Raw genomic sequence first — 21,417 nt, forward strand, 5'->3', positions numbered from 1 at the left:
AGGCCCCCCGCCGCCGGGCTACGTACCCGTACGCAGGGGTAAACCCTAAGTTCTAGAGACCGTGCTCCCGCAGGAAGCGGTCCAGCTCCAGGCTGCTCGAAAAACCCAGCTTCGCGAACATGTGCGCCCGGTGCGTTTCCACCGTGCGCAGCTCCAGCGGCGCGAGTTCCTGCGCGATGCGCTTGTTGGGCAGGCCTTCGGCCACGAGCCGGGCGACCTGCATCTCGCGCGGTGTGAGCTTGGCCCACAGCGCCTGCGCGGCCTGCCGGGCCTGGCGGCGCACGGCGACCTCTTCGGCTTTCTGCAGCGCCTTGGCGATGCTGTCGAGCAGGCGCTCGTCGTTGCAAGGTTTTTCCAGCCAGCCGAAGGCGCCGTTCTGCACCGCCTCGACCGCCATCGGGATGTCGCCGTGCCCGGACAGGAAGATCACGACCAGCGGGCTGTCCTGGGCGCGCAGCGCGTCGAACACCTGCAGGCCGCTCATGCCCTCCATGCGCAGGTCGAGGATGGCGCAGCCCGGGCGCTGCAGGTCGGCACCGGCCAGGAAGGCCTCGCCCGAGGCAAAGGCCTGCACCGCATGGCCGCGCGACAGCAGCAGCAGGCCCAAAGAACGGCGCACGGCCTCGTCGTCGTCGACGACGCACAGGTGGTTGGCAAGCAGGGGTGCGTTCACGGGGAAGCCTCCAGTTCGAGGGTGAAGACCGTGCCGCCGCCGGGCCGGTCGGCAAAGGACAGCCGGCCGCGGTGGGCCTCCACGATGGTGCGGCAGATGTTCAGGCCCAGCCCGAGGCCGCCGGCCTTGGTGGTGAAGAACGGCGCGAAGACCTGCTCGGCCAGCGCGGCGTCGATGCCGGGGCCGTGGTCGGCGATGCGGATGTGCACGCGCCCCTCACACAGTTCGGCCTCGACTTCGACCACGCGCCGGTCGGGCGGCGTGCCCTGCTCCATCGCCTGCAGGCTGTTCGACAGCAGGTTCAGCAACACCTGCTCGAGCAGCACGCGGTCGCCGCGCACGGGCGGCAGCGCGGGCGCCACGCGCACCTCGGCGCGCACCTGCCGCTGGCGCATCTCGCCCTGCAGCAGCGCCAGCGCGTTGGCCACCAGCGCGGCCACCGCGCAGTCTTCGGTGCCGGCGGTGCGCTGGCGCACGAAGCCGCGGATGCGCCGCACGATCTCGGCGCTGCGCTTGGCCTGCGCCACGGTCTCGTCGAGGCTGCTGGCCAGCAGCGGCTGGTTGCCCTGCTCGGCGAAGGCCTTGGCGGCGCTGGCGAAATTGCTCAGCGCCATCAGCGGCTGGTTGAGTTCATGCGCCAGCGTGGACGCCATCTCGCCCAGGCTGGCCAGGCGCTGCGCGTGCTGCAGTTGCTCGTCGTTCTGGCGCTGGCGCAGCTCGGCGCGCTTCTGCTCGGTGATGTCGACCACCGAACTCATCCAGCCGCTGTGCCGGCCGTCGGCGTCGATGAGCTGCGCGGTGTAGACCATGGTGATGACCTCGTGCCCGTCGCGGTGCCGCAGGCGCGACTCGAAGCCGGAGCGCGCCGGCTGCCCGCTCATCATGGCCTCGTAGTGGAACCAGTGCTGCGTCACGTCGTCGGGGTGCCAGTAGGGGTACGGCGGCAGCCGCCCCAGCAGCTCGTCGGCGCCGTAGCCGGTCATCTCGCAGAAGGCCGGGTTGACGTAGATGATGCGGCCCTGCAGGTCGCGTGCGCGCATGCCGACCAGCAGCGAGTCTTCCATCGCCTTGCGGAAGGCGTGGGCCTGGTCCAGCTCGTGGGTGCGCTCGCGCACGCGCAGCTCGAGGTCGCGCCGCGCATCGCGTTGCTCGGCAAAGCGGCGCTCCCGCAGCCGCCAGTACAGCGCGCCCAGCAGCAGCACGCCAGCGCCCAGCAGGCCGAGCATCCAGGTGCGCTCGCGCGCGCGGGTGACTTCGGCGTGGTCGGCCATCACCGTCAAGGTCCAGCCCAGGTCGGGCAAAGGCTCGTCCACGGCGAGAAAACGGCGCGCCTTGCCGCCGACCGTCGTGCGCACGAGGTAACCCGGCGCATCTTCGATGGGTTCGACGCGCCACGGCAGCGGCGCGAAGCGGGTGCGCGCGCCGTATTGCTGGTCGTGTTCGATGCCGGCCAGGTCGGCCGGGCTCAGCGGCCGCGTGGCCTGGTACATCCAGCCCGGCACCGAGCTCAGGAACACGATGCCGCGCGCGTCGGTCAGCAGGATCGGATCGCGCACGAAGGCCCAGGCGTCGTGCAGCTGGCGCAGGCTGACCTTGACGGTGATCACGCCCAGCACCTCGCCCCCGCCGCCCTCGGCGCGCACCGGCGCCGACATGAACAGCCCCGGCTCGCCCGTCGTCTGGCCCACGCCGTAGAACAGCCCCTGGCGCCCGGCCCGCGCGTCGAGAAAGTACGGCCGGTTGGCGTACGACTCGCCGACGAAGCTCTGCGGCGTGGCCCAGTTGCTCGCGGCGAGCGTGAGCCCTTGCGGGTCGGTCAGGTACAGCGCGTCGGAGCCCGCGAGGCGGTTCACTTCCTCGATGTAGTGGTTGGCGCGCTGCCGCGTGGCGGCGTCCTGCGGGCGGGCCAGCACGGCGAGCACGTCGGGGTGCATGCCGGCGGTGAACGGCAGGTAGCCGTACTTGCCGGCGGCATCGCGCAGGCCGAGCACGTGCACTTCCATGGCGCGGCGGATCGAGTCGGCCTGGAAGTTCGCCTCGCGCCGCGCAGCCCACTGGCCGGCCACGGCGATCAGCAGCAAGGCCAGCGCAAGGGCAGTCGCCCAGCCCGCTATCGCGCGGCGGCGGGAGCGCACGGGCGGTGGCGATGAAGAAGCAGGAAGGGACGGTTCGGGCGTGAGGGGCGGCATGGGAGGCGGGTCCGCAGGTCCGGCCGGCGCGGCGTGCGGAATTTTGCCTTGATCCGTGGGCCGGCCTCCCGTCAGGCCGCCGGCCGCAGCAGCCAGCGCACTTCCTGCGTCTGCTCACTCTCCGGGTAGCGCGCTTCGAGCGTCGTGAGGATCGGCTGCGCCATGTCCGTGCGTCCCAGCCCCTGCACCAGCGCGCGGGCTGCGAGCTCGTAGGCCTGCGGGATCGCCGCGTGGCCGCGGAAGCGTTTGTCGAAACCCGACAGCAGCGCGAGCGTGCCGTGGGCGTCGCCGCCGCGCCATTCGGCACGGGCCATGGCGATGACCATCGCCGGGTCGTCGAGCACGAAGGCCTTGTCGATCGCGCGGCAGGCCTTGAAGACTTTCAATGCGTCCGACGTGAGGTCGCGCCGCATCAACAGCGGAATGAAGCGGCGCGCGTGGTCGAACAGCGTGTCCTTCTTGTCGGGCATGAGCGCCAGCACGCGGTGGTAGCGGCGCTGCGCGGCCAGGTCGTCGGTGTCGGCGGTGCGCTGCGCCTCGTAGGCAATGCCCAATGCAGCAGCCAGGTCGCCGTCGGTGATGCACTGCGCGACCTCGGCGTCGGTGCGCTGCGCGGCGATCTGCGCGGGCGTGCGGCGGTCGGCGGGTGCGCCCTCGTCGGCGCCCGCGCCGGGCGCAAGGTCGATGCCGAAGGCGTCATGGTGCTGGTACATCACGTAGCCCAGCAGGCTCGCCATCACCCAGCCGAAATAGATGAAGGCGAAGTTGACGATCGGCAGCACGATGCGCCCGTCGAACACCGGCAGCACCATCGAGATCGCAACCTGCGCGCCCGTGCTCAGCAGGAACAGGAAGAAGCACAGCAGCGCGTAAGGCCAGCCGATGGTGCGCATGGCGTCCATCACATGCGCGGGGTTCATCGCCTGGAAGAAGCTGCCCGACTGCACCAACACGAGCACCGCCGCCGGGAAGGTGAAGGACATGATGAACAGCCCCAGCGTGCCCAGCACCGGCTCGTACCACGCGAGCCAGCCGATGAGCATCGTCTGCACCAGCGAGATGGCGAAGAGCTTCCACGGCAGGTAGGTCCACTCGTCGCTCGATTCGCGCCCGAAGTCGGCCGAGTCGCGGATGCCGCGCGCGCCCAGCGCAATGACCTTGAAGCCATAGCGGCTGGCCGCCAGGATGATGCCGACCTCGATGACGATGAAGGCCAGCGCATCGGGCAGGAAGAACACGGCCTCGAACAGCAGGCTGCAGAACGACAGCACCAGGCCGTAGGCCAGCGGCCGCAGCTGCAACGGAAAGGCGAAGAAGCTGTTGAGCCGGTGCCAGAACGGCGGGGGCGGCGGCAGGGAGTCGCGGTCGATCATGGCGGGGCCTGTTCTGCGGCTGCTGCTGCGGCTACTTGCGGAAGAAATCGCTCTGGCTCATCGCGCCTGCGCCGCCCAGGCGCACCACGGTGGCACCGCTGGAATGCACGAGGCGCATCTGGCCGAGTTCGCGCTCCAGGCGCTGGGTGAACGCGCTCTTGTACTGCAGCACCGACTCGCCCATCTTCAGCACGCTGGTGCCCGTGACGATGGCGCTCTTGCGGTCGGTGGCCACCTCGATGCTGTCGATGTGGTAGTCGTACTCGATGGTGAGGATGCCGCCCATGCGCTCGCCGACGGTGCGGAACAGCTCGATGTTTTCCTTCACCGAGTCGCAGGCTTCGTCGCGGTTCTGGGTGGTCTCGAGGGTGCGGCCCATGGCCGTGACCTTGCTCTCGATCACTGCCTTGCGGCTGAGCTTCTTGCAGATCGCGTCGGCGTCACGCGAGTAGATGGCGTGGGCGTCCTTCTGGTAGTAGTCGCGCACCATCGCCTCGTCGAGCTTGCGGCCGCCGACAAAGAAGAACCACGCGCCCACGCAGAGCGCGATCACGATCGCAATTTGCTTCATTCCCGCCCCCGCGCGCACGCGGTCCCACTCCGTTTTGCGGCGCAGTATACGTTGCCGAATGTTTCAAAGCGGCAGCGGGACGGGGCTCATTCCAGCGTCAGCTGGCGCGGTAGAAGATGTAGTCGGCCTGGTACTTCACGACCTGTTTCTGGCCCATGTTCGTGGCGCCGCAAGCGGCGGCAGGGGCCACGCCGCCCTGCGTGGCGACGCGCTGGATGTAGCTCACGCCCTGCATGGCGCCCATGCCGGTGGCGGGGTTGGCCTTCACCAGCTGGTGCGGAATGTTGCCGGTGCCGTTCGGCGCCACCGCCACCTGCGTGGCCGTGACCTTCGAGCCGTCGGCGTTCTCCCACGTGGCGGGCGGGCCGTAGTACTTGCCGACCTGCTTGCCGGCGCGGTCCATGAGCTTGGCGTCGGGGCCGACGAACACCCATTCGTGCTGGCCCGGCATGTTGGCCTTGGCGCGGCATTCGTAGGTGATGTCGCCCGCGCCCACGGTTTCCATGGCCACGCGGTGGCCGGCGGGCACCTTCACGGCGTCGGGCAGGCTGGCCTGCGAGAACATCGGCATGGGCTTGGCGCCCATGCCGGAACAGGCGGCCAGGCCAAGCGCCGCTGCGGTGGTGGAAGCCAGGACGGTCAGGGTGCGGATGTGCATGGTCGTTTCCTCGGTGTCTGATCGATGGTGAAAAAAAGAAAGGGCCGCCGTCTGGAGTTCTGCATGTCGACGCCTCCCCGTCCCCCTGTACGCAGCGCAAGGCCCGTTGGATTCACGCCGGGTGCGATTGAATCCGCCCGCACCGTCGGGCCGTACCTTGGGCATGCGCACCGATGCCCCACAATCCGCCGATGACCGCACCCAGCCCCGACGCCGAACTGATGGCGCTGATCGACCGGATCGGCCATCGCGACGAAGCCGCCCTGCGGCAGCTCTACGACCGCACCTCGCCCCGCCTCATGGGGCTGGCGATGCGCGTGGTGCGCCAGCGCGAATGGGCCGAAGACGTGCTGCAGGAATCCTTCCTCACCGTCTGGCGCGTGGCCGGCGACTACCGCGCCTCGCTGAGTCCGCCGATGGCCTGGCTGGGGCTCATCGTGCGCAGCCGCTCGCTCGACCTGCTGCGCCGACGCACCGCAGACCGCGCCCAGCTCACGCAGGAATTCGACGAGCTCATGGCCGACACCTTCGAATCCGACACGCCCAACCCGGCCGACATGGCCGATGCGAGCGAACAGGCCTGGGCGCTGCACCAGTGCCTGAGCCAGCTCGAGGGCCGCCAGCGCGAGGTGGTCAGCCTGGCCTACCTGCGCGAGCTGAGCCACAGCGAACTGGCCGAACAGCTCAAGCTGCCGCTGGGCACCGTGAAGACCTGGATCCGGCGCGGGCTCGACAAGCTGCGCACCTGCATGGGCCGTTTCGCCTGACCCCGAGGACCGCCCCATGAACCTCCTTGCCCATCCCGAACTGCTCGAACTGCTGGCCGCGAGCCATGCGCTCGGCACGCTGCGCGGCGGCGCCCGCCGCCGCTTCGAAACCCTGGCGCGCGAGCAGGCGCCCGTGCGCGCCGCCGCGCTGGTCTGGCAGGGCCGGCTGGCCAGCATGACCGAGCTGCAGCAGCCCGTCACGCCCGACCCGGCCGTCTGGACCCGCATCCGCAACCTGATCGACGCCGAGCAGGCGCAGCAAGCCCTCGAGCGGCAGCGCAACAAGGCCGCGCCCATCACCACACCCACGGCTCCATCGACTGGCGGCTGGCTGCGCAGCCTCGCGCTGTGGCGCGGCGCCGCCGCGGCCGGCGCGCTCGTGGCCGTGCTGGCCGTGGGCGTGGGCCTGAACCTGCGCGAGCAACTCATCAACGCGCCCGCCGTGCAGTACGTGGCCGTGCTGTCCGACGACAAGGCCGCCGCCTCCATGCTCGTGACCTTCGACCCGAAGAAGAAGCAGTTGGTGCTGCAGCGCGTGGGCACCTTCCGCGAAGGCACCGACAAGTCGCTGCAGCTGTGGGCCCTGCCGCCCGGCGGCGCGCCGCGCTCGCTCGGCGTGCTCGACAATGCACCGGCGCTGCGGCTGGCCGCCTCGGAATCCGATGTGCGCGTGCCGGCGCTGGCGATCAGCCTGGAGCCCAAGGGCGGCGTCCCGAGCGCGGGCGGCCCGACCGGGCCGGTGCTGTTCCATGGCCCGCTGATCGAAAAAACGCTCTGACTCTGTCCTGAATTTCTCCGCTTTCGTCTTCTTTCCGATGCCTTCGATGAAATCCGCGCTGGCGGCCACCGCCGCTTTGCTGCTGGCAACCGCTGCCTTCACCGCCCAGGCCCAGACCGCGGCCGCCGCCTTCCCCTACGAAGCCGATGGTTCGACGGCCGCTGACACCGCCCCCGCGTACCTTGCCGCCAAGGCCCGCTGGCACAACGAACTGGCCGCCTTCGCGCGCGCCGACCAGGAACGCTTTCCGCAACCCGGTGGCGTGGTGTTCGTCGGCAGTTCCACCGTGCGCATGTGGACCCGCCTCTCGCAGGATTTTTCCCGCGTGCCGGGCGGCATCGTCAACCGCGGCTTCGGCGGCTCGACGCTGGCCGACTGCGCCCTGTTCGCGCGCGACCTCGTGGTGCGCTACAAGCCCCGGCAGGTGGTGCTCTATGCGGGCGACAACGACCTGGCCGAAGGCCGCACGCCGCTGCAGGTGCTCGACAGCTTCGCGCGCTTTGCCAACACGGTGCGCGCCGAGCTGCCCGATGTGCGCATCAGCTTCATCTCGATCAAGCCCAGCCCGTCGCGCGAGCAGCTCATGCCGCAGATCCGCGAGACCAACCACGTGATCTCGGCCTACCTGAACCTGCTGCCCAACAGCGAGTACATCGACATCCACACGCCGATGCTCGGCGCCGATGGCCGGCCACGCCCCGAGCTGTTTCGCGGCGACCGGCTGCACCTGACGGACGAGGGCTACCGGCTCTGGCAGTCGGTGGTGGCGCCGCATTTGCCGATGCCGCCTTCGGTGCCGGTCTCGCCTGCCAACGCGCCCTGATCAGGGCGGGGGCAGCAGGTCCTGGTATTCGGGGAGCGTGAGCAGCTCCAGGTCGGGGAACTTGCGCACCGCCTCCTTGATGTTCTTCAGCGTCTGCACCATGCGCGCACGCACGGTCTTGCGCACCCACGCCTGGTCGTCGGGCGGCAGGCTGCCCAGGTAGTAGGCGCCCGGCACGCAGCCGCCCAGGAAGTTCTCGGCCTTCGCCTTGCCTTCGTTGAGCCGCTTCGCGTGGACCTGGGCGATCACTTGCGCCAGGTCTGCCCCCGGTGAGGCCTTGCGCGCCGTGTTCAATTGGCTCATCACGGGACCGTCGCTGTCGAACGATGCCGGGTGGCAGTAGACCCACGACAAAAACATCCGGTCGGCCGCCGACTGACGGTCCGCCCCATCGAGGCCGATGCGCCCGCTCAGCTGTTTCGCCGCGTCGGCATGGCCGTGCTCGGCCCCGAGCCAGCGCCAGCGCAGGCCCTCGCTCCAGCCGGCGCCACGCCCGAGAAAAACCGCGAGGGATTCGTAGGCAGGCGGATAGCCCTCTGCCGCCGCCGAGCGAAGGCCTTCCATCGCGCGGGCGCGGGTCGCGGCATCGACCTCCGAGCCCAGCAGGAGCGCCGAACCACGGCGCACACGGCCAAGGGCGGAGCTGCTGTCGAGTGCGATTTCGCAGGCCGACGAGTAGTTCGGGCTGTAGCAATCCAGCCACCGCTGCACTTCCTGCTGCACCGCCTCCGGCAGCGCCGAATGCGCCGCCGTGCCCCACGCCAGCACGCAAACCGCTAGCGCACGTTTCCAAACCACGGAATCGATCATCGCCCTCTCCCTCTTCTCAAAAAACGAGCGCGGCCTCGGGCCGTCGCCTACGCCGGCGCAGGCTGCGAAGGCACATCGTCCGCCGGCGGCGGCACGTCGGCGCCGCGCGTGAAGCGCGCCACGAAGTACATCCCCGCGAACACCGCCGCCAGCAGCAGGCCGTCGCCCCACCAGGGGCGCGCCATCTGGTTGTCGCCGTAGAAGGCCAGTACCAGCAGCACCGCCACGAGGTGCGCGCAGAACACCGGCAGCGAGGCCGAGCCCATGGCTTCGAGCCAGTGCAGGCGCGGGATCCTGCGCATGAGCCACGGCCCGAAGCCCACCGCCAGGATGCCGAGCGCCACCAGGTTCACGATCCGCAGGGGGCCGAGCTGCCACTTGTCGAACAGCAGGTTCATCTCCACGTCGCCACCGTACGGCGCCTGGCCGTTGATGCCCGTGTGGCGCCAGTAGAAACCGTAGAGCGCAATGCCCGCCGCCAGCACCAGCAGCCAGGCCGGAAAGCGCAGCGGCCGCGCGTCGGGCGCGTTGCGGCTGGCGCCCAGGCACAGGCCGGCAAACCAGAGGAACTGCCAGGCGTAGGTGTTGAAGGCGCCCATCTCGTGGAACGGCACCGGCACGCCGAGATAACGCACCGCCAGCCCGTAGACCCATTCGCTGAGCCCGAACTGCGCCATCGCCCAGACCGCGGCGCTGGCCACCATCACGAGCGTCCAGCCGTGGCGCATGGCAAAAGCCAGCACCCACGGGCTCATGAGCATGAAGAAGATGTACATCGGCAGGATGTCCAGCAGCGGCGGCTCGTAGATCAGCAGCAGCCCGAACAGGAAGCCGTCGCGCGGCTCCGCCAGGTAATAGGAGACGAGGTTCTTGACCGCCGGCTGGTCGATGTGCACGCCGAGCGCCGCGATCACCGTGAACAGGAAGAGCAGGATCGCCGCCTGGCACAGGTAGACCTTGAGCACGCGCCGCCAGAACGCCTGGCGCATCGAGTCGACTCCGCGCACGTGGCCGATGCGGCTGTAGACCAGCCCGGCCACGAAGGCCGACAGCAAGACGAAGCCCTCGGCGGCCGACACGAAGCCAAAAGGTTGACCCAGCGGGTCGGTCAGCCGCGTGGGAAGGTGGGTGACGGTCATCAGCACGAGCATCAGCCCGCGCAAGGCGTCTATTTCCCAGTAGCGTTTCATTCGGTCGGCGGCGAGGTCTTGGTGGCGGTCTGCGCAGCGCACGCACGACGTCGGCGATTGTAAGAAGACCGGCGTACGTCAACAGAACGCGCGCTCGAAACATGGGCGGCCTATGACGCTTGGCACTCCCGAAGCGCCATGCAAATCGGCTACGCTGCGCGCTGCCTCAAGGTGGAGAACTCCGTGAACCGTTTCATTCCGACATTGCTACTGGCCGCCGGCGCGCTCGCGGCGGGCCCGGGCTTTGCACTTCAGATCACCAGCCTGACCCCGCAGGGCGAAGTGGCGCGCGTGCGCCAGGTCGTCGCCAAATTCGATCAGGCGGCGGTCAACTTCGGCGACCCCAAGGCGCCCGCCCCGCTCACCGTGAGCTGCTCCGACGCGCAGGCCGGCAAGGGCACCGGCCGCTGGACCGACGCCAAGGCCTGGGTCTACGACTTCGAGAACGACCTGCCGCCCGGCGTGCGCTGCTCGGTCACCCGCATTCCCACCTTCAAGCCGGCCGGCGGCGGCGAGCTGACCGGCCCCGAACGCTATCAATTCAATAGCGGCGGCCCGTTCGTGCGCAACTACATGCCGGGCACCTACGCCCGCATCGACGAACAGCAGATGTTCGTGCTCGAGCTCAACGGCGCGGCCACGATCGACAGCGTGCGCCAGAACGTCTGGTGCGCGGCCGACGGTGTCGGCGAACGCATTCCCGCCAAGCTGCTCGAGGGCGAGGCCCGCACCGAACTGCTCAAGGCCTTCCACCGTGAGAAGGAAGCCGCGAAAGACCCGCTGCGCTTCATCACGATGCAGTGCAACCGCACGCTCACGCCGGGCGCCAAGGTGCAGGTCGTCTACGGCAAGGGCGTGGCCACGCCGTCGGGCGTCGCCAACGCCACGGAACGCCGTTTCGATTACCAGGTGCGCGAGCCCTTCGCCGTGTCGTTCAGCTGCGAGCGCGAGAACGCGCAGGCCGCCTGCCTGCCGCTGCGCCCGATGCAGCTGCAGTTCAATGCGCCGGTGACGCGCAAGGTGGCGTCGCAGATCGAGCTCAAGGGCGACGGCAAGACGATCAAGGCCACGCTCGAGAGCGGCGGCGGCTCGCAGAACGACGACGACGTGGTCAACAGCGCGAGCTTCGGCCCGCCGCTGGCCGAGAGCGCGCAGTTCAGCATCGAACTGCCTTCCGGCTTCCAGGACGCCTCGGGCCGCCCGCTGGGCACGCCCGGCAGTTTTCCGCTGAAGGTGGCGACCGGCGCGATGCCGCCGCTCGCCAAGTTCGCGGCCTCGCCCTTCGGCGTGATCGAGCGGCTGGCCGAACCCGACACCCCGGCCATGATGCCGGTCACCGTGCGCCGCGTGGAGCCGCAGCTCATGGTGCAGGCCCTCACGCCCGGCAAGGTGAGCGACCTCAACCCCAAGACCGACGCCGAGATCATCGCGTGGTACCGCAAGGTGCGCCGCTACGACAACTACACGATCAGCCGCGACACCGCGCGCCGCGACGTGAAGGGCGCGCTGCCTCCGGTGATCGACAAGAACGAGCGCTCGCACGTGCAGACCCGCATGCTGTCGCTGCTCGGCGGCCAGCCGGGCGTGAAGGCGCTCGACATGCCCAAGGCCGAGAGCGGCGATCCGCGCCCGTTTGAAGTCATCGGCATCCCGCTGACGCCGGGCTTCCACGTGCTCGAAATCGCTTCGCAGAAACTCGGCGAAGCCCTGCTCGACGAGCGCTACAACGCCGGCCGCACGATGTACGTGCGCACCACCGCGCTGGCCACCAACCTGGCCGTGCACTTCAAGCTGGGCCGCGAGAACTCGATGGCCTGGGTCACCACGCTCGACAAGGGCAAGGTGGTGGCGGGCGCCGAGGTGCGCGTGTCCAGTTGCGACGGCAAGGCCGTGGCCACCGGCACCACCGACGCCAGCGGCATCGTGATGCTCAACGGCGTGTCGCCCGATGCACCGAGCTGCAACGGCCCGAACGAATACGAAACCAGCGCCTGGTTCGTGAGCGCGCGCGCCAAGGACGACAAGGGCGTGGAAGACCTCGCCTTCACCTGGAGCGACTGGCAGCGCGGCATCGAGCCCTGGCGCTTCAACGTGCCCACCAGCCTGGACGTGCGCCCCGACGGCATCGCCCACACCATCTTCGACCGCACGCTGCTGCGCGCCGGTGAAACGGTGTCGATGAAGAGCCTGCTGCGCACGCAGACCAGCAAGGGCTTCGGCCTGCCGGCAGACCGGCCCGACACGCTGGTCGTCACCCACATGGGCAGCGGCCAGCGCTTCACCCAGCCGCTGCCCTGGCGCAAGACCGCCACCGGCGGCCTGAGCGCCGAGAACAGCTTTGCCATTCCGCCCGCCGCCAAGCTCGGCGTGTACCAGGTCGAGCTGCGCTCCGGCGACGGCACCAGCGACGAAGGCAACAGCCGCAGCTACTCGACCGGCATCTTCCGCGTCGAGGAGTTCCGCCTGCCGGTGCTCGAAGGCCGCATTGCGCCCACCGAGAAGAAACCGCTGGTGGCCGCCACGAGCGTGCCGACCGACGTGCAGATCAACTACGTTGCCGGCGGCGGCGCCGCCAACCTGCCGGTGCGCGTGTCGGCCATGGTGCGCGGCAAGGGCCTGAGTTTTTCCGACTACGACGCCTTCAGCTTCAACCCGCCACGCGCGGCGGGCGATGGCAGCGAAGCCGCCACCGCCGCCGACACGGGCGCCGGCGAGGAAGACCTCAACAGCGTGAACGACACCCGCGTGATCGCCGACAAGCTGCCGCTCACGCTGAACAAGGACGGCGCCGGCAAGGTCACGATCGACAAGGTGCCCAAGGTGAAGGCCGCGCGCGAGCTGCTGCTCGAAGCCACGTATGCCGACCCGAACGGCGAGGTGCAGACCCTCCGCAGCACGCAAACGCTGTGGCCCGCGTCGGTCATTGCCGGCATCAAGACCGAAGGCTGGGTCTCGACCAGCCAGAAGCTCAAGTTCCAGGCGCTCGCGCTCGACCTCACGGGCAAGCCCCAGGCCGGCGTGACGCTCAACGTGCGTGCCGTGGCGCGCATCACCACCACCAGCCGCAAGCGCATGGTGGGCGGCTTCTACACCTACGACAACAAGACCGAGACCAAGGACATCGGCACCGTCTGCACCGGCAAGAGCGATTCGCGCGGCCTGCTGCTGTGCGAGTCGGAGCTCAAGGAAGCGGGCGAGGTCGAGTTGATCGCCAGCGCCACCGACAGCGACGGCCGCAGCGCCAGCGCCGTGAGCTCGGTCTACGTGACCAAGCAGGGCGAACTCTGGTTCGGCGGCGAGGACAACGACCGCATCGACGTGCTGCCCGAGAAGAAGAGCTACCAACCCGGCGAGGTCGCCAAGTTCCAGGTGCGCAGCCCGTTCCGCTTCGCGACCGCGCTGGTGGCCGTGGAACGCGAAGGCATCATCGAGACGCACGTGGTGCAGCTCGACGGCAAGGACCCGACGGTCTCGCTGCAGGTCAAGCCCGAGTGGGGCCCGAACGCCTACATCAGCGTGCTCGCGCTGCGCGGGCGCCTGCGTGAAGTGCCGTGGTACAGCTTCTTCACCTGGGGCTTCAAGGCGCCGCGCGAGTGGTGGACCGCCTTCTGGTACGAGGGCAAGGAATACGTCGCGCCCACGGCCATGGTCGACCTGAGCAAGCCCGCCTACCGCCTGGGCATGGCCGAGATCCGCGTCGGCACGCGCGCGCACCAGCTCGACGTGACCGTCACCAGCGACAAGCCCAGCTACCCGATCCGCAGCAAGGCGCAGGTCACCATCACCGCCAAGCTGCCCGACGGCAAGCCGGCCGCCGGCGCCGAAGTGGCGCTGGCCGCGGTCGACCAGGCGCTGCTGGAGCTCATGCCCAACGACAGCTGGAACCTGCTCAACGCGATGCTGCAGCGACGCAGCTGGGGCGTGAGCACCTCCACCGCGCAGATGGAAATCGTCGGCCGGCGCCACTACGGTCGCAAGGCCGTGCCCGCGGGCGGCGGCGGCGGCAAGGGCCAGACGCGGGAACTGCTCGACACCCTGCTCGTGTGGAACCCGAAGATCGTGCTCGACGCCAACGGCCAGGCCGTGGTGACGGTGCCGCTGAACGACGCGCTCACCACCTTCAAGATCGTGGCCGTGGCCGATGCGGGCACCAGCCTGTTCGGCACCGGCCAGGCCAGCATCCAGGCCACGCAAGATCTGCAGATCATCAGCGGCCTGCCGCCGCTGGTGCGCGAGGACGACCAGTTCCGCGCGCAGATCACCTTGCGCAACACCACGCAGAAGCCGATGAAGGTGGAAGCCACGCCGCGCGCCACGCTGCTCACGCTCGAAACGCAGACCGTCGACATTCCGGCCGGCGAATCGCGTGAAGTGGCCTGGAACGTGACCGCGCCCGCGCAGCTCGCGCAGACGCGCGCCGAAGCGATCCTGTGGGAGATCGAGGCGAAGGACACGGTCGGTGGCGCGCGCGACGCACTCAAGGTGCGCCAGCGCATCGTGCCCGCCGTGCCGCTCACCGTGCAGCAAGCCACGCTGGTGCAGATCGACGGGCCGTTCACGCTCGACGTGGCACCGCCCGCCGACGCCCTGCCCGGCCGCGGCGGCCTGAAGATGTCGCTGCAGCCCAAGCTGGCCGAAGGCCTGCCGGGCGTGCGCGACTGGTTCGCCAACTACCCCTTCAGCTGCCTCGAACAGAAGACCAGCAAGGCGGTCGGCCTGCGCGACGCGAAGATGTGGCAGGGCGTGCTGGCCACGTTGCCCACCTACCTGGACAGCGACGGCCTCGCCAGCTACTTCCCGCCGCGCGACGGCGAAGCCAACCGCGGCAGCGACATCCTCACGTCGTACCTGCTCGCGGCCACGCACGAAGCGGCGCAGCTCAACCCCGCCTTCGCGCTCGCCGACGATGCGCGCGCGCCGATGGAATCGGGCCTGATCGCGTTCGTCGAAGGCCGCGTCACGCGCGAGTTCTGGAGCCCACGCAAGGACCTGGACGTGCGCAAGCTCGCCGCGCTCGAAGCGCTCTCGCGCTACGGCAAGGCCAAGGGCAGCATGCTCGGCAGCATCACCATCGCGCCGAACCAGTGGCCCACCAGCGCGGTGATCGACTGGCTCAACATCCTCAAGCGCGTGAACGACGTGCCGCAGCGCCAGCAGCGCCTGGACGAAGCCAACAACGCGTTGAAGGCGCGCCTCTCGTACCAGGGCACCAAGCTCATCTTCAGCACCGAGCAGGACGACTACTGGTGGTGGCTCATGACCAACGGCGACGTCAACACCGCGCGCCTGCTGCTCACGGTGATGGAAGACCCGGCCTGGAAAGACGACATCGGCAAGCTCGCCAACGGCTTCATCGGCCGCCAGCAGAACGGCGCGTGGCACACCACCACCGCCAACCTCTGGGGCGGGCTGGCGCTGGAGAAGTTCAGCAAGGTGTTCGAGAGCACCCCGGTGGCCGGCGTCACGGCCGCCACGCTGGGCGCGGTGAAGGCGCAAGTCGACTGGAGCAAGGTCGAGCGCGTGAAGGCCAGCGACGCGACCGGCGCCCCGAACCAGACCACGATGTTCGGCGCGCCCGCATCGCCCGGCAACCTGCGCAACAACACGATGTTCCTGCCGTGGGCCACATCGCCTTCCGGCGCATCGGTGCGCGACACGCTGCTGGTCACGCAGCAAGGCACCGGCAAGCCGTGGCTCACGCTGCAGTCGCTGGCTGCCGTGCAGCTGAAGGCGCCGTTCGCGGCGGGCTATGCGCTCAAGAAGACCATCACCCCGGTCGAGCAGGCCGTGGCCGGCAAGTACACGCGCGGCGACGTGCTGCGCGTGAGCATCGAGGTCAACGCCAGCACCGACATGACCTGGGTCGTGATCAGCGACCCGATCCCGGGCGGCGCCACCATCCTGGGCAGTGGCCTGGGACGCGACTCGCAGATCGCCACGCAGGGCGAGAAGAAGTCGGGCAGCGGCTGGCCGGCGTTCGAAGAACGCAGCTTCGAGGCCTTCCGCAGCTACTACGAGTACCTGCCCAAGGGCGTCGTGAAGATGGAATACACCGTGCGCCTGAACAACGTCGGCGACTTCGCGCTGCCGCCGAGCCGCGTCGAAGCGATGTACGCGCCCGAGATGTTTGGCGAGACGCCGAATGCGCGGGTGAAGGTGGAGGCGGCGAAGTAACCGGACAACGAACGGTGAAGGCAGGCCGTCATCCCGCCTTCACCGGTCCTCGTCACCATCGCGACGAACCCACCAACTGGAGAACCCCATGGGCCTGGCCATTGGCGTCGGCATCCTCGCCGACCTGATCGAGAACGATCCCGAGAGCATCGAACACTTCGAGGCCGATTTCGCCGCCGCGAATCGCAAGCTCGCCGAAGCCGGCCTGCCGCCGCACGTCGAGCCGCGCAGCTTGCCGCCGCTCGACTCCCGCGCGCCGCTCGACGGCCTGCCCTACTCGTTCATCCACTACCTGCGCCGCGCCTATGCGCACCGCGTGACGACACCCGACTGGATCGCCACGCCCTTGCCGGAAGACACCGATCCCACGGAAGACGAGACGCTCGAAGACGTGGCCCACATGTTCGAAAGCCACCTGCTGTGCCACTCCGACGCGGAAGGCTTCTATCTGCCGATCGACTTCGAGGACGTGATCTTTGCCGAGGAAGACGAGACCGACCTGCCCGGCGGCATGCTCGGCTCGTCGTACCGCCTGCTCGAAGAACTGGTGCTGGTCGCCCCGGCGCTCGGCATCACGCTCTCGGACGGCGAGCTGTCGGACGAGGAAGCCGCGCGGCTCGGCGACAGCATGGGAGAGGACGAAGGCATCTACCGGGAGATCGAGTCCTGGCTGCTGCTGTATGAATCGGCGCGGCTGAGCATCGCGCACAAGACGGCGATTGTTTTCACCTGAGAGGCATCACTGCCGGATCCAGAGGCCATGTTCGAGACCACCATCCACTGGGTCCGCGGCATACCGCCGCATCGGCTGGGCCTGATGGCACGCCCGCGCGGCGGCGACTCGCTGCGCGAGGAGGTGGCGTCCTGGCAGCGTGCCTCGCTGAACATCGTGGTCTCCTTGCTCGAGGCGCAGGAAATCAGGGCGCTTGAACTCGACGACGAGCCTGCGCTCTGCGCCGAGCATGGGATCGTGTTCCGGCATTTCCCGATTCCGGACCACGGCATCCCGGCATCGCAACGGGACGCGGCGGACCTCATTGCCGAACTGGGCGTCGAACTGGCGAGCGGCAAGGCCATCGCGATTCACTGCCACGCAGGCATCGGCCGCACGGGCCTCATCGCGGGCAGCCTGCTCCACGGGCTCGGCGTTCCGGGCCAGAACATCTTCCACCTGCTGAGCCGCTCCCGGGGCATCGAGATGCCCGATACATCGGAGCAGGCGGAATGGGTCGCGCAGTACGTCTTCGGCACCCGCCGCCCACCGCCTCCATGAAGAAGTCCCTCCGCATCGGTCGCGCGCCGGTCGATCCACAAGCGTCGTCGAGAAGCGCGCACGACGGATCACTCTCGTGCCCCAAGCCCTGGGACGCACTCGAAGAAACCGCCACGCCCGGCGTCCGGTACTGCAGCGATTGCCGCAAGAACGTGTTCCAGGTGGACACCGAGCAAGAGGTGCGCGAGGCCGGCCTGCTGGACCGCTGCGTCGCGATCGCAGACGACAGCGCCTACGCCCGCACACACGACGGCGCAGCGAACACTCCTCCCATGGCACGCCCTCAAAACCGCATTCACTTCGCCGGCAACCCCTGGCCCGAAGGCCATCCCGTCAAGGAATTCCGCTGGACCGCGTCCGTGCGGGACAACGAGGTCTGGTTCGACCTGCACCTGCGCAGCGCAGACTACGACGCCGAGCGCGAGATCGACGAGCCCGAAGACGAGGACATCGACCACCCGTCCGATTGGGAGGCACCCGGGGTCTGGAACAACTACCACCGCTGCACGCTGTCGTCGACCGCCTGGGGCGACGGCGGCGGCTTCGCGGTCTGCGCACTGCCCGACTTCAGCCTGGCGCGGCTCGACGGGCTCGAGGTCAGCATCGACCTGCCACCGCCCGAAGACATGGAAGACAACGTCTTTCACATCTACCTGCTCGGACACGACGCCGCGGCCCAGCATCGCATCCGCTTCGACCGCATCGCGGGCACCGACCGCTTCCACATCACGTGGACCGGGAAGATCGCGCTGGCCTACACGGGCGACTACGCATACAGGTACGACTTCAGCGCGCAGCTGCACGACATCGAAGCGCCGCGCATTCCCGCATGAACTGCAGAGTCCATTCCTCATGACCCGCCTCCTCGAAATTCGCATCTACCGCCTCAAGCCCGGCACCCTCGACGACTTCCACCGCACGATGCATGAACGCTCGGTGCCCATGCTGCGCAGCAAGGGCATGGACGTGGTGAGCTACGGCAAGTCGGACCACGAGGAAGAGAGCTACTACCTCGTGCGCGCCTACGCGAGCCGCGAGGCGCTGGAGGCCGAGCAGGCAGCGTTCTACGGTTCGACCGAATGGCGCGAGGGCCCGCGCAGCGCGCTGGTCGATCGCATCGAGACCTACCTGAACACGCTGCTGTGGCTCTCGCCGGAGGGCGTCGACAGTCTGCGCGCGCTCAACGACCCGGCGCGGTAAACGCCTGTCGACGCCGCGCGGTGCGCGGGCCTACACTGCGCCTCCCGTCATTCCCCCACCTCACTGGAGAAACGCATGAACACCCAGCAAATCGCCGCGAAGCTCGTGGCGCTGTGCAAAGCAGGGACCTTCGATGAAGCCCTGGCGCTCTATGCGCCAGAGGCCGTCAGCGTCGAGGCCAGCGCACCGCCCGGCATGTCGCGCGAGTCGGTGGGCCTCTCGGCGATCCGCGCCAAGGGCGAATGGTGGGTCGCCAACCACGAGGTGCATTCGTTCCAGGTGGCCGGCCCCTGGCCGCACGGCGACCGTTTCATCGTCGGCTTCCGCTTCGACGTGACGATGAAGCCCACGGGCCAGCGCTTCACGATGGAAGAAATGGCGCTGTACACCGTCAAGGACGGCAAGATCGTGCGCGAAGAGTTCTTCTACGAAGGCAGCTGATCGGGTGTCCCCGGGCCTCTCGCAGCCTTCCCCCGCGGGCGCTGCGCAAGAAGATCGGGTTCGCTAGACTGGCCGCGCGGCCCCTGCGCCGCGTCTGACCGGAGCATCCGCCATGTGCCGCAGCATCAAGACCCTCTACAACTTCGAGCCCCCTGCCACCGAGCAGGAAATCCGCGCCGCCGCCCTGCAGTTCGTGCGCAAGCTCAGCGGCTTCAGCGTGCCCTCGCGCGCCAACGAGCAGGCCTTCGAGCGAGCCGTCGACGAGGTGGCCGCCACGGCCGGGCGGTTGATCGAATCGCTGGTGACCACGGCCGAGCCGCGCGACCGTACCATCGAGGCCGAGCGCGCCAAGGCGCGGTCCGCGCTGCGCTTCGGTGCGCCCGCGTCGACATCGGATGCATGAAAAAGACTTCGTTCCCGCGCTGAACGGCGCACCGCCCCTCCCACACCATCAGGAGCATCCGTCCCCATGCCCATCGAACTCTGGCTCGCCTTCGTCGCCGCCTCCGCGTTGCTCCTGATCATTCCGGGGCCGACCATCCTCACGGTGATCAGCTATTCGATGTCGCACGGCCGACGCGCCAACGTGCCGCTGGTGGCCGCCGTGGCGCTGGGCGATTCGACCGCGCTGGTGGTGTCGCTGCTGGGCCTGGGCGCGTTGCTGGCCACGTCGGCGTTCTGGTTCACGGTGGTGAAGTGGGCCGGCGGCCTGTACCTGCTGTATCTGGGCATCAAGCTGCTGCGCGCCGGCATCTCGTCCACCGAGACCGCCGCGCCGGCCGCGCCCGCCTCGCGCTGGCGCCTGTTTGCCAACACCTACCTGGTGACGGCGCTGAACCCGAAGGGCATCGTGTTCTTCGTCGCCTTCCTGCCGCAGTTCATCCGCCCGGGCGCCGACGTGTCGCAGCAGATGTGGGTGCTGGCCCTGACCTTCGTGGCGCTGGCGACGCTCAATGCCACGCTCTATGCCGTGTTCGCGAGTTCGGCGGGCCGGCTGCTCGCCTCGCCGCGCGTGCAGCGGCGCTTTCACCTGGCAGGCGGCTCGCTGCTGAGCGCGGCCGGCCTGTGGGCGCTGATGGCGCGCCGCACGAGCTGAGCACGCCTGCAGCGCACAAGAAAAAAAGACCGCGGGGCTGTGCGCCTCGCGGTCTTTCTTTTGGGGCTTCAGCCCGGCGTCAGTTGCGGTACGGGTTGTTCGGACGGCGGTCGTAGCGGTTGGGCACGCCGTCGTTGTCGCGATCGCGGTCGTAGCGGTTGGGCACGCCGTCACGGTCGCGGTCGTAGCCATGGCCGCGCGGGGGCGGTCCGCGGTCGTAGGGTGCGACGACGCAACCGGCCAGGATGGCCGAGGCAGCCAGCAGAAGCGCGAGTGTTTTTGTCATGCGAAGTTCTCCTTGGGTGAGCGGTACGGCCGGGCGCGCCTCCTGCGAGCCCGTACCGTATTGAAGCCCCGCCGCGTTCGCTTCGGGTTTCCAGATGCAGGTGCTTGTGTGAAGTTCGTTACCGGATGTGGAACCTTTGCCTGCGCTTGAGCACGCCGGAGCGACGTGGCACGATCCGCCCCGATGAGTGCCACGCAGCCCCAACCCTCCCTGCCCGACCTCGCACGGCTGCGCCGCGTGCGTGACCGCATCGACCGCGAGCACGCGCAGCCGCTCGACGTGGAAGCGCTCGCGCGCGACGCGAACATGTCGGCCGGGCACCTGAGCCGCCAGTTCCGGCTGGCGTATGGCGAGTCGCCCTACGCGTACCTGATGACACGGCGCATCGAGCGCGCGATGGCGCTGCTGCGCCGCGGCGACCTCAGCGTGACCGAGGTCTGCTTCGAGGTCGGCTGCGCGTCGCTGGGCACCTTCACCACGCGCTTCACCGAGCTGGTCGGCGTGTCGCCCGGCGTCTATCGGCGCGAGGCGGCGCAGGCCACGGCGGGCATGCCGGCGTGCATCGCCAAACAAGTGACGCGGCCGATCAGGAATCGAGAAGCGCGAAACCCCGCCTCGCACCTAGCATGACGGCCCGTACACACACCGGACCCTCATCACCATGAACCTCAGCATCCATTCGAGCTTTCTTCCGCACACCGACCCCGAGGCCTCGCTGGCCTTCTATCGCGACACCCTCGGCTTCGAGGTGCGCAACGACGTCGCCTACGGCGGCATGCACTGGATCACGGTCGGCCCGGCCGGCCAGCCTGCCACCTCCATCGTGCTGTACCCGCCGGCCGCCACGCCCGGGCTCACCGACGACGAACGCCGCACCATCGCCGAGATGATGGCCAAGGGCACCTTCGCCTCGCTGCTGCTGGCCACGCCCGACCTCGAAGGCACCTTCGATCGGCTGCAGGCCCGCAACACCGAGATCGTGCAGGAGCCCACCGACCAGCCCTATGGCGTGCGCGACTGCGCGGTGCGCGACCCGGCGGGCAACCTGATCCGCATCCAGCAGACGCGCTGAGCCGATCCGGGCACCCGCACCCAATCGACCTGCACGGGCGCCT

General features: G+C 69.0%; 21 protein-coding genes. 13 read left to right on the forward strand and 8 right to left on the reverse strand.

The genetic code is table 11. The annotated features are described in order from the left end of the window. Positions 1 to 52: 52 nt before the first annotated feature. From RZE79_RS24050 to RZE79_RS24070, 5 genes are all read right to left on the reverse strand, one after another. Positions 53 to 673: a response regulator transcription factor gene (locus RZE79_RS24050; protein ID WP_101493265.1), complete on the reverse strand. Its 621-nt coding sequence runs from the start codon at positions 671 to 673 to the stop codon at positions 53 to 55. Continuing rightward, the gene (locus RZE79_RS24055; protein ID WP_319357137.1) at positions 670 to 2,862 is read right to left on the reverse strand and encodes an ATP-binding protein; all 2,193 of its coding nucleotides are present in this window, start codon (positions 2,860 to 2,862) and stop codon (positions 670 to 672) included. Before RZE79_RS24055 ends, RZE79_RS24050 begins: the two co-directional genes overlap by 4 nt. A gap of 71 nt (positions 2,863 to 2,933) precedes the next feature. Continuing rightward, on the reverse strand, positions 2,934 to 4,235 hold the full coding sequence (locus RZE79_RS24060) for a hypothetical protein (RefSeq protein ID WP_319357138.1): 1,302 nt from the start codon (positions 4,233 to 4,235) through the stop codon (positions 2,934 to 2,936). Between the two features lie 31 nt (positions 4,236 to 4,266). Next, complete coding sequence (locus RZE79_RS24065) at positions 4,267 to 4,806, reverse strand: hypothetical protein (protein WP_319357139.1); 540 nt, start codon at positions 4,804 to 4,806, stop codon at positions 4,267 to 4,269. Between the two features lie 97 nt (positions 4,807 to 4,903). Then, complete coding sequence (locus RZE79_RS24070) at positions 4,904 to 5,464, reverse strand: DUF3455 domain-containing protein (RefSeq protein ID WP_153282432.1); 561 nt, start codon at positions 5,462 to 5,464, stop codon at positions 4,904 to 4,906. Between the two features lie 191 nt (positions 5,465 to 5,655). Here RZE79_RS24070 and RZE79_RS24075 point away from each other — a divergent pair, with 191 nt between their 5' ends. The 3 genes from RZE79_RS24075 to RZE79_RS24085 are packed head-to-tail and all read left to right on the forward strand — an operon-like array spanning position 5,656 to position 7,832. After that, a complete protein-coding gene (locus RZE79_RS24075; protein ID WP_319357140.1) occupies positions 5,656 to 6,231 on the forward strand; it encodes a sigma-70 family RNA polymerase sigma factor in 576 nt (191 codons plus the stop codon). Positions 6,232 to 6,247: 16 nt separating this feature from the next. After that, complete coding sequence (locus RZE79_RS24080) at positions 6,248 to 7,009, forward strand: anti-sigma factor domain-containing protein (RefSeq protein WP_319357141.1); 762 nt, start codon at positions 6,248 to 6,250, stop codon at positions 7,007 to 7,009. A gap of 46 nt (positions 7,010 to 7,055) precedes the next feature. Then, the gene (locus RZE79_RS24085) at positions 7,056 to 7,832 is read left to right on the forward strand and encodes an SGNH/GDSL hydrolase family protein (protein ID WP_319357142.1); all 777 of its coding nucleotides are present in this window, start codon (positions 7,056 to 7,058) and stop codon (positions 7,830 to 7,832) included. On the opposite strand, the gene RZE79_RS24090 is transcribed toward RZE79_RS24085, so the two are convergent. Both RZE79_RS24090 and opgC read right to left on the reverse strand, forming a co-directional pair. After that, positions 7,833 to 8,642, reverse strand: coding sequence for a hypothetical protein (locus RZE79_RS24090; RefSeq protein WP_319357143.1), 810 nt, complete (start codon positions 8,640 to 8,642; stop codon positions 7,833 to 7,835). 47 nt (positions 8,643 to 8,689) lie between these two features. After that, a complete protein-coding gene (opgC, locus tag RZE79_RS24095; protein ID WP_319357144.1) occupies positions 8,690 to 9,832 on the reverse strand; it encodes an OpgC domain-containing protein in 1,143 nt (380 codons plus the stop codon). Between the two features lie 183 nt (positions 9,833 to 10,015). On the opposite strand from opgC, the gene RZE79_RS24100 reads away from it, so the two are divergent. The 8 genes from RZE79_RS24100 (at position 10,016) to RZE79_RS24135 (ending at position 20,016) form a co-directional block, all read left to right on the forward strand. Continuing rightward, positions 10,016 to 16,006 carry an MG2 domain-containing protein gene (locus tag RZE79_RS24100; protein WP_319361275.1) on the forward strand — a complete coding sequence of 1,997 codons (5,991 nt, stop codon included), beginning with the start codon at positions 10,016 to 10,018 and terminating at the stop codon, positions 16,004 to 16,006. Positions 16,007 to 16,094: 88 nt separating this feature from the next. After that, a complete protein-coding gene (locus RZE79_RS24105) occupies positions 16,095 to 16,739 on the forward strand; it encodes a hypothetical protein (protein ID WP_319357145.1) in 645 nt (214 codons plus the stop codon). 27 nt (positions 16,740 to 16,766) lie between these two features. Beyond that, entirely contained in the window at positions 16,767 to 17,279 is a 513-nt protein-coding gene (locus RZE79_RS24110) for a tyrosine-protein phosphatase (protein WP_319357146.1), read from the forward strand. Next, positions 17,276 to 18,112: a hypothetical protein gene (locus RZE79_RS24115; protein WP_319357147.1), complete on the forward strand. Its 837-nt coding sequence runs from the start codon at positions 17,276 to 17,278 to the stop codon at positions 18,110 to 18,112. The genes RZE79_RS24110 and RZE79_RS24115 overlap by 4 nt, the downstream gene beginning before the upstream one ends. A 19-nt stretch (positions 18,113 to 18,131) precedes the next feature. Next, positions 18,132 to 18,479, forward strand: a complete 348-nt coding sequence (locus tag RZE79_RS24120) for an NIPSNAP family protein (protein ID WP_319357148.1) — start codon at positions 18,132 to 18,134, stop codon at positions 18,477 to 18,479. A 75-nt stretch (positions 18,480 to 18,554) separates the two neighbouring features. After that, positions 18,555 to 18,920 carry a nuclear transport factor 2 family protein gene (locus RZE79_RS24125; RefSeq protein WP_319357149.1) on the forward strand — a complete coding sequence of 122 codons (366 nt, stop codon included), beginning with the start codon at positions 18,555 to 18,557 and terminating at the stop codon, positions 18,918 to 18,920. Positions 18,921 to 19,032: 112 nt separating this feature from the next. Continuing rightward, entirely contained in the window at positions 19,033 to 19,323 is a 291-nt protein-coding gene (locus tag RZE79_RS24130) for a DUF2277 domain-containing protein (RefSeq protein WP_319357150.1), read from the forward strand. Positions 19,324 to 19,389: 66 nt separating this feature from the next. Beyond that, positions 19,390 to 20,016 (forward strand): LysE family translocator, encoded by a 627-nt coding sequence (locus RZE79_RS24135; RefSeq protein ID WP_319357151.1) that lies wholly within the window; start codon positions 19,390 to 19,392, stop codon positions 20,014 to 20,016. A gap of 79 nt (positions 20,017 to 20,095) precedes the next feature. On the opposite strand, the gene RZE79_RS24140 is transcribed toward RZE79_RS24135, so the two are convergent. Next, entirely contained in the window at positions 20,096 to 20,302 is a 207-nt protein-coding gene (locus RZE79_RS24140) for a hypothetical protein (protein WP_056572175.1), read from the reverse strand. A 183-nt stretch (positions 20,303 to 20,485) separates the two neighbouring features. Between RZE79_RS24140 and RZE79_RS24145 the strand changes: the two genes are divergently transcribed. Beyond that, positions 20,486 to 20,932 carry a helix-turn-helix transcriptional regulator gene (locus RZE79_RS24145; RefSeq protein ID WP_099795507.1) on the forward strand — a complete coding sequence of 149 codons (447 nt, stop codon included), beginning with the start codon at positions 20,486 to 20,488 and terminating at the stop codon, positions 20,930 to 20,932. A 31-nt stretch (positions 20,933 to 20,963) separates the two neighbouring features. Next, positions 20,964 to 21,374, forward strand: a complete 411-nt coding sequence (locus tag RZE79_RS24150; RefSeq protein WP_153282417.1) for a VOC family protein — start codon at positions 20,964 to 20,966, stop codon at positions 21,372 to 21,374. Positions 21,375 to 21,417 lie beyond the last annotated feature (43 nt).

The sequence above is a fragment of the Variovorax sp. EBFNA2 genome, assembly GCF_033802765.1.
Classification (GTDB): domain Bacteria; phylum Pseudomonadota; class Gammaproteobacteria; order Burkholderiales; family Burkholderiaceae_C; genus Variovorax; species Variovorax paradoxus_H.

Bases quoted from the DNA above. Each gene is read 5' to 3' on its own strand.
- RZE79_RS24110 (WP_319357146.1), top strand. From the start codon at position 16,767: ATGTTCGAGACCACCATCCACTGGGTCCGCGGCATACCGCCGCATCGG.
- RZE79_RS24070 (WP_153282432.1), bottom strand. From the start codon at position 5,464: ATGCACATCCGCACCCTGACCGTCCTGGCTTCCACCACCGCAGCGGCG.
- RZE79_RS24140 (WP_056572175.1), bottom strand. From the start codon at position 20,302: ATGACAAAAACACTCGCGCTTCTGCTGGCTGCCTCGGCCATCCTGGCC.
- RZE79_RS24060 (WP_319357138.1), bottom strand. From the start codon at position 4,235: ATGATCGACCGCGACTCCCTGCCGCCGCCCCCGCCGTTCTGGCACCGG.
- RZE79_RS24080 (WP_319357141.1), top strand. From the start codon at position 6,248: ATGAACCTCCTTGCCCATCCCGAACTGCTCGAACTGCTGGCCGCGAGC.
- RZE79_RS24120 (WP_319357148.1), top strand. From the start codon at position 18,132: ATGACCCGCCTCCTCGAAATTCGCATCTACCGCCTCAAGCCCGGCACC.
- RZE79_RS24105 (WP_319357145.1), top strand. From the start codon at position 16,095: ATGGGCCTGGCCATTGGCGTCGGCATCCTCGCCGACCTGATCGAGAAC.
- RZE79_RS24055 (WP_319357137.1), bottom strand. From the start codon at position 2,862: ATGCCGCCCCTCACGCCCGAACCGTCCCTTCCTGCTTCTTCATCGCCA.
- RZE79_RS24130 (WP_319357150.1), top strand. From the start codon at position 19,033: ATGTGCCGCAGCATCAAGACCCTCTACAACTTCGAGCCCCCTGCCACC.
- RZE79_RS24085 (WP_319357142.1), top strand. From the start codon at position 7,056: ATGAAATCCGCGCTGGCGGCCACCGCCGCTTTGCTGCTGGCAACCGCT.
- RZE79_RS24090 (WP_319357143.1), bottom strand. From the start codon at position 8,642: ATGATCGATTCCGTGGTTTGGAAACGTGCGCTAGCGGTTTGCGTGCTG.
- RZE79_RS24115 (WP_319357147.1), top strand. From the start codon at position 17,276: ATGAAGAAGTCCCTCCGCATCGGTCGCGCGCCGGTCGATCCACAAGCG.
- opgC (WP_319357144.1), bottom strand. From the start codon at position 9,832: ATGAAACGCTACTGGGAAATAGACGCCTTGCGCGGGCTGATGCTCGTG.
- RZE79_RS24125 (WP_319357149.1), top strand. From the start codon at position 18,555: ATGAACACCCAGCAAATCGCCGCGAAGCTCGTGGCGCTGTGCAAAGCA.
- RZE79_RS24150 (WP_153282417.1), top strand. From the start codon at position 20,964: ATGAACCTCAGCATCCATTCGAGCTTTCTTCCGCACACCGACCCCGAG.
- RZE79_RS24145 (WP_099795507.1), top strand. From the start codon at position 20,486: ATGAGTGCCACGCAGCCCCAACCCTCCCTGCCCGACCTCGCACGGCTG.
- RZE79_RS24135 (WP_319357151.1), top strand. From the start codon at position 19,390: ATGCCCATCGAACTCTGGCTCGCCTTCGTCGCCGCCTCCGCGTTGCTC.
- RZE79_RS24075 (WP_319357140.1), top strand. From the start codon at position 5,656: ATGACCGCACCCAGCCCCGACGCCGAACTGATGGCGCTGATCGACCGG.
- RZE79_RS24065 (WP_319357139.1), bottom strand. From the start codon at position 4,806: ATGAAGCAAATTGCGATCGTGATCGCGCTCTGCGTGGGCGCGTGGTTC.